The sequence below is a fragment of the Enterococcus raffinosus genome (assembly GCF_001886185.1).
In the GTDB taxonomy this organism is placed as follows: domain Bacteria; phylum Bacillota; class Bacilli; order Lactobacillales; family Enterococcaceae; genus Enterococcus_A; species Enterococcus_A raffinosus.
Genome location: NZ_JXLA01000069.1, coordinates 1 through 6,598, shown reverse-complemented (window position 1 = coordinate 6,598; position 6,598 = coordinate 1). Strand labels below are relative to the sequence as shown.

The 6,598-nt window shown below is 39.1% G+C and carries 5 protein-coding genes; all 5 read left to right on the top strand.

Translation table 11 applies throughout. The features are described from left to right. The first annotated feature begins 229 nt into the window (after positions 1-229). The 5 genes from RV13_RS19855 to RV13_RS19835 all read left to right on the top strand — a co-directional run bounded on the left by RV13_RS19855 (position 230) and on the right by RV13_RS19835 (position 6,539). A complete protein-coding gene (locus tag RV13_RS19855; RefSeq protein ID WP_010747411.1) occupies positions 230-2,194 on the top strand; it encodes a DHH family phosphoesterase in 1,965 nt (654 codons plus the stop codon). Beyond that, positions 2,191-2,643 carry a 50S ribosomal protein L9 gene (rplI, locus tag RV13_RS19850; protein WP_010747410.1) on the top strand — a complete coding sequence of 151 codons (453 nt, stop codon included), beginning with the start codon at positions 2,191-2,193 and terminating at the stop codon, positions 2,641-2,643. The genes RV13_RS19855 and rplI overlap by 4 nt, the downstream gene beginning before the upstream one ends. A gap of 126 nt (positions 2,644-2,769) precedes the next feature. Further along, positions 2,770-4,131, top strand: coding sequence for a replicative DNA helicase (gene dnaB, locus RV13_RS19845; protein WP_010747409.1), 1,362 nt, complete (start codon positions 2,770-2,772; stop codon positions 4,129-4,131). A gap of 174 nt (positions 4,132-4,305) precedes the next feature. Next, a complete protein-coding gene (locus RV13_RS19840; RefSeq protein WP_010747408.1) occupies positions 4,306-5,598 on the top strand; it encodes an adenylosuccinate synthase in 1,293 nt (430 codons plus the stop codon). Positions 5,599-5,672: 74 nt separating this feature from the next. After that, positions 5,673-6,539 carry a DegV family protein gene (locus RV13_RS19835; protein ID WP_010747407.1) on the top strand — a complete coding sequence of 289 codons (867 nt, stop codon included), beginning with the start codon at positions 5,673-5,675 and terminating at the stop codon, positions 6,537-6,539. Positions 6,540-6,598: the final 59 nt, after the last annotated feature.

Genomic DNA, 6,598 nt, shown 5'->3' with positions numbered 1-6,598 from the left:
GTGTCACCAACACTAGATATTATAGAGCCTTTAAAAAGAAACTTCATTATTGGGGTTTCTTTTTTTTGTTTCACGTGAAACATTCTAGAAAGTCGCTTGCTAAAGGATAGTGTGATAAAATTACACTAGTTGAAACCAAGCTATAGCTATTTGAACTTTATTTAGATAGAAAGTTACTCGATAAATTAAATAGAAAATAGCTGCAAACGAATAAATTGGGAGAATATAGATGAAAAAGAATCCTAGTGTTAAATGGTCCTTCGTCTTTCTCTGTTTACTGATGATTCAATTAATTGCAATCTTCGTGCTCCCCTTCACTTTTATAACGGCAGGAATTGTGATAATAATCGATCTTTTGTTATGGATTTATACAATCATTTTGCGTAATCGTATTGAGGTAACAAATCAACAAACAATTCAATATGCTTCTCGCCATGCTGAAGAAGCATTAGATTATGTTTCCGAGGATATGCCAGTAGGGATTATTACTTGGGATGAAAGCAATATGTTTACTTGGACAAATCCAGCAATAACAGAAAGTGTTCAGCAATTAACAAAAGCTGATCAACAGGATATGATTAATGAATTGCTTCAACGTGCAGAAAAAGGAAAAAGTATTTATAAGATAGGAAATATTCTTTATCATTTTGATCTGAATAAAGAAAAACGCGTTGTCTATTTAATAGACGTTACAAAGGAATATGTGTTAGAGAATAAAGAAAAGTTGCAACAGGCAGTGGTTGGCATCCTTTCAGTAGATAATTATGATGATGTAATTGACCGTCGAGACGACAAAGAAATATCCAACTTGAATTCGTTTATTACAACAATTATTTCTGATTGGATGGACTCCTATCGAATTTTTTATAAGCGGGTAAATGCGGAACGTTTTTTCTTTTTTGCACGGTACGATGATTTGGAAAAGATGATAGAAAATAATTTTGATCTATTAGAACATATTCGTGTCTCTGCTGAAAAGCAAGACATGCTGATTACAATAAGTATGGGAATTAGTTACGGGATGGAAACTTTAGAAGTAATTGGCGATGAAGCACAAAATAATTTGGATATCGCATTGGTAAGAGGCGGCGATCAAGTAGTTGTAAAGAATGCAGCGGAAGATCAAAAACCGATTTTTTATGGCGGAAATTCTGCTAGCGCCGCTAAACGAACAAGGGTGCGATCTAGAGCTATGTCGACAGCTTTAAAAAATGTATTCAATCAAACAGGAAATGTATTTGTAATGGGGCATCGTTTTCCTGATATGGATGCGATTGGTTCTGCTTTCGGTGTGGCTTGTTTGGCACGATATCACGATAAAAAAGTGCAGATTGTAATTAATGAAGAGGAGACCATTCCTGATGTGGAACGTTGTCTGGAAGAGATTCATAAAAATGGGGAGTTAGAGGATCTTTTAATTTCACCAGATTCAGCAAAAAAACAACGTAAACCAGGAGATTTATTGGTCATGGTTGACTATCATCGCCCATCGTTATCGATTGATCAGGAGTTGTATGACCAATTTGAGAATATTGTGATTATTGACCATCATCGCAGAGGGGAAGAGTTCCCTGAGAAATCTTTATTAACCTACATTGAGTCTTCAGCATCCTCAGCATCTGAATTGGTCACAGAGTTGATTCAATTCGAAAGTAATGAACGACAAAAAATGAGCAAAATGACCGCAACCTTATTGCTTGCTGGGATTACGGTAGACACTAAAAACTTTGCCGTGAGGACGACTGCTAGAACATTTGATGTTGCTAGTTATTTAAAGACTTGTGGAGCAGATGCTTCTTTAGTACAATACTTATTGAGTACTGATATTCAATCTTATTTGGAAATTAGTAAATTAGTCGGTGAAAGTGATTATGTCAGAGATGATATCGTCGTTGCTACGGGAACTGACAATCAAGAGTACGACAGTGTAACGGCTGCTAAAACAGCGGATACGCTGTTATCGATGGTAGACATCAATGCGGCTTTTGTAATTATCAAACGAACGGATGGTGTAATAGCTATCAGTGCGCGTAGTTCCGGGACGATTAATGTCCAGACAGTGATGGAAGCTTTAGGCGGCGGCGGTCATTTTACAAATGCGGCCACGCAGCTGGATGGCAGTACCATTGCAGAAGCAAAGAAACAATTACTTGATGCCATTAATAAACAGTTAACGGAGGGGACAGAAGAATGAAAGTAATTTTTTTACAAGATGTTAAAGGTAAAGGAAAAAAGGGCGATATTAAAGAAGTCCCAACAGGTTATGCACAAAATTATTTACTAAAAAATAAATTAGCGAAAGAAGCAACCAAAAGCAGTATTTCTGAATTAAGTGGGCAAAAGAAAGCACAAGATAAGAAAGCGGCTGAGGTATTGGCAGAAGCTAAAAAATTAGCAGACTTTTTGGCAAAAGAAGACACAGTAGTAGAGATCAAAGCAAAAGGCGGCGAAGATGGCCGACTATTTGGCTCCATTCCTTCTAAACAAATTGCCGAAGGGTTAAAAAAGCAATATGATTTAAAAATCGACAAACGCAAAATTGAGCTAGAAAATCCGATTCGTACCTTAGGGTATACTAAGGTTCCAGTAAAGCTTCACACAGAAGTTGAAGGAATCATTAAGGTACATGTGATCGAAGAATAATTTTTTAAACGAATAATTACAAGAGAGTATGAGCGTTCTTGAAATTAAGAGAATTGCTTATACTCTTTGTTGTATTTAACGGGTAGATTTTGTAAAATAGATGGACGAAGAGGAGCGTAAAAAGACATGAGCGAAATGTTACAAGATCGTGTGCCACCCCAGAGCATTGAAGCCGAACAAGCAACTTTAGGCTCTATTTTTTTGGAGACTGATGCTTTGATCACGGCCATGGAGTACATAGTTCCAGAAGATTTTTATCGTCGCGGGCATCAACTGATTTTTCGTGGAATGATTCAGCTGAATGATCGTAATGAAGCGATTGATGTAGTGACGGTGAAGGAAATACTGGAACAGCAAAATCAGCTGGAAGACGCTGGTGGTTTAAGCTACCTATCCGAACTTGCTTTGAGCGTTCCGACGGCGGCTAACGTAGGGTATTATGCAAAAATTGTAGAAGAGAAGTCTTTGCTGCGAAATCTTATCCAAACGGCTACAAATATTGTAACCCAAGGTTTTGAGCAAGGAGACGACGTACAGACGATTTTAGACGCTGCCGAACGGAATATCATGGAAGTGTCCGAACGTCGCAATAAGAGCGGTTTTTTGACCATCAGCGAGGTCCTGAATACCGCCATTGAAAATATCGACCAATTAGCTAGAAACGACGAAGAAATCACAGGATTGCCAACAGGATATGCAGCTTTAGATAAAATGACTGCCGGATTACAAGCGGAGGAATTGATTATCTTAGCAGCTCGTCCCGCAGTGGGTAAGACGGCCTTCGCTTTGAATATTGCTCAGAATGTTGGAACAAAGACAGATAAATCTGTTGCTATTTTTAGTTTGGAAATGGGTGCGGAGTCACTGGTTAATCGGATGCTTTGTGCAGAAGGGTCGATTGAAGCCAGTCATTTAAGAACGGGACAGCTATCTGAAGAAGAATGGCAGAACCTGATCGTTGCAATGGGAAGTCTTTCTCGAGCCAATATTTTTATTGATGACACACCAGGAATTAAGGTTTCTGAGATCCGAGCGAAATGTCACAAGCTGGCAAAAGAAAAAGGCAATCTTGGTCTGATTCTGATTGACTATTTGCAATTGATCGAAGGAACTGGACGAGAGAATCGACAACAAGAAGTATCAGAGATTTCGCGGCAATTGAAGAAGCTGGCAAAAGAATTAAAAGTACCGATCATTGCTTTATCACAGCTTTCTCGTGGCGTTGAACAGCGTCAGGACAAACGACCAGTACTGAGTGATATTCGTGAATCTGGATCAATCGAGCAGGATGCTGACATCGTAGCCTTTTTATACCGTGATGATTACTATGAACGTGAAGGAGAAGAGGATGAAGAGTCAGCGGCAAACCGAAATGTCATTGAAGTTATCATCGAGAAGAACCGGAGTGGTGCTCGAGGAACGGTTGAATTGCTCTTCATCAAGCAGTACAATAAATTTTCATCTTTATCACCAAGAGAGGAATTTTGACGCAGGTTTTAAACTTGCGTCTTTTTTTGTCTTTTTTTAGGATTTAAAAAATAATGTTCGTGATTTGCTTGAATTTTGAAATCTTCATATTTTAATATTCGAATTTTCATTGAAGTATTGTGCTATTCTTGATACAATGATGCAGGATTAAATAAAATTAAACGAGGTGTTCAGATGTCATCTGTAGTAGTTGTAGGGACGCAGTGGGGCGATGAAGGTAAAGGAAAGATCACGGATTTTTTGAGTGAGAATGCAGAAGTCATTGCTCGTTACCAAGGTGGAGACAATGCAGGTCATACAATCAAATTTGACAATGAAACATATAAATTGCACTTGATTCCTTCTGGTATTTTTTATAAAGAAAAAACCAGTGTCATCGGAAATGGTGTGGTAGTCAATCCGAAGTCATTAGTAACGGAATTGGCTTATTTACATGAACGTGGAATAACAACAGACAATTTACGAATTTCTGATCGCGCCCATGTTATCTTGCCTTACCATATCAAATTGGATCAATTACAGGAAGACGCTAAAGGTGAAAATAAAATCGGTACAACAATCAAAGGGATTGGACCGGCTTACATGGACAAGGCAGCTCGTGTGGGTATCCGAGTAGCGGACCTTTTAGACAAAGAAATTTTTGAAGAACGCTTAAAAATTAATCTGGAAGAAAAGAACCGTCAATTTGTTAAGATGTTTGATGACGAAGCGATGAGTTTTGATGATATTTTTGAGGAATACTACGAGTATGGTCAACAAATCAAACAATACGTAACAGATACATCAGTTATCCTGAATGATGCGCTTGATCAAGGTAAACGGGTGTTATTTGAGGGTGCCCAAGGCGTTATGCTGGATATTGATCAAGGAACCTATCCATTTGTTACTTCTTCGAACCCAGTTGCCGGTGGGGTAACTATCGGTAGTGGTGTAGGACCTGCTAAAATCGACAAAGTTGTCGGTGTTTGTAAAGCCTATACTTCACGCGTAGGTGATGGACCTTTCCCAACTGAATTGTTTGATGAAGTTGGAGATCAGATTCGTGAAGTCGGTCGTGAATATGGAACGACTACTGGTCGTCCACGTCGTGTGGGCTGGTTTGACTCGGTTGTGATGCGTCATTCAAAACGTGTTTCTGGGATTACGAATCTTTCTTTAAACTCGATTGATGTCTTGAGCGGTCTGGATACAGTGAAAATTTGTACAGCGTATGAGCTGGACGGAGAACTAATTTACCATTATCCAGCAAGCCTAAAAGAATTAAATCGTTGTAAGCCCGTTTATGAAGAACTACCTGGTTGGAGCGAAGATATTACAGGCTGCCGTGATTTAGCTGATCTACCGGAAAATGCGCGTAATTATGTACGTCGCGTTTCTGAACTTGTGGGTGTGCGTATCTCGACCTTCTCCGTTGGACCAGATCGTACACAAACCAATATTATGGAGAGTGTTTGGGCTCAAATCTAACATATTATGAGACAAGCAACCAATTATCTAGTAGAATAGATTTACTAATAAGCGGGTGTTTGGAGGATTTTAAAATGTATCAGATTCTGACAGATTCATGTTGCGATGTGCCTTATGAATTACTAGATGAAAACAACGTTGATTTTATTTCGATGTACGTCACGATAGATGGGACAGAATTCGCCGATGATTTAGGGCGCAGTTTTAAAATTGATGATTTTTATCAACAAATCAAAGATGGTGCGATGCCAACGACATCGCAGGTTAACGTTGGCCGTTATGTGGAATTTTTCCGCAGTTACGCTGAAAAAAATATTCCAATTTTGTATATCTGTTTTTCTTCTGGAATGAGCGGCTCTTATCAAAGCGCTATTCAGGCAGTGGAACTGTTGAAGGAAGACTTACCAGAAGCAGAGGTCTATGTAGTAGATTCCTTAGCTGCTAGCGGTGGCGAAGGATTGATGGTCTATGAAGCGGCTAAAAAGCAGCAGGCTGGGATACCGTTAGAAGAACTATATCATTGGCTAGAAGAAAATAAACTGACGTATCATCATTGGGTGACCGTCGATGATTTGAATCACCTGCAACGTGGCGGACGTATTTCTAAAACAAGTGCAGCGATTGGCGGTTTAATGAACATCAAACCAATTATCACAGTGGATGTTGAGGGCAAGTTGCAAAATGTTGAAAAAGTTCGTGGACGTAAAAAAGCGTTGCAGCTAGTAGCTGATAAAATCAGTGAAGCAACAACAGATCCAGCAAATCAAACAATTTTTATTACAACGAGTGCCGATCAGGAAGGTGCAGAAGAAGTGAAGCGTCATTTAGAAGAAAGTATTCAGCCAAAAGAGGTTCGAATCTTTCCACTAGGAACGACGATCGCCAGTCATACTGGTTTGGGCTGTATTGCGGTCTTTACTCGTGGTGACAAACGAAATTAATAAAAAAGTGAGGAAATCAAAAAGATTTCCGGCTCTTCGTCAACTAGTGTTGGTGAAGA

Bases quoted from the DNA above. Each gene is read 5' to 3' on its own strand.
- RV13_RS19855 (WP_010747411.1), top strand. From the start codon at position 230: ATGAAAAAGAATCCTAGTGTTAAATGGTCCTTCGTCTTTCTCTGTTTA.
- RV13_RS19835 (WP_010747407.1), top strand. From the start codon at position 5,673: ATGTATCAGATTCTGACAGATTCATGTTGCGATGTGCCTTATGAATTA.
- rplI (WP_010747410.1), top strand. From the start codon at position 2,191: ATGAAAGTAATTTTTTTACAAGATGTTAAAGGTAAAGGAAAAAAGGGC.
- RV13_RS19840 (WP_010747408.1), top strand. From the start codon at position 4,306: ATGTCATCTGTAGTAGTTGTAGGGACGCAGTGGGGCGATGAAGGTAAA.
- dnaB (WP_010747409.1), top strand. From the start codon at position 2,770: ATGAGCGAAATGTTACAAGATCGTGTGCCACCCCAGAGCATTGAAGCC.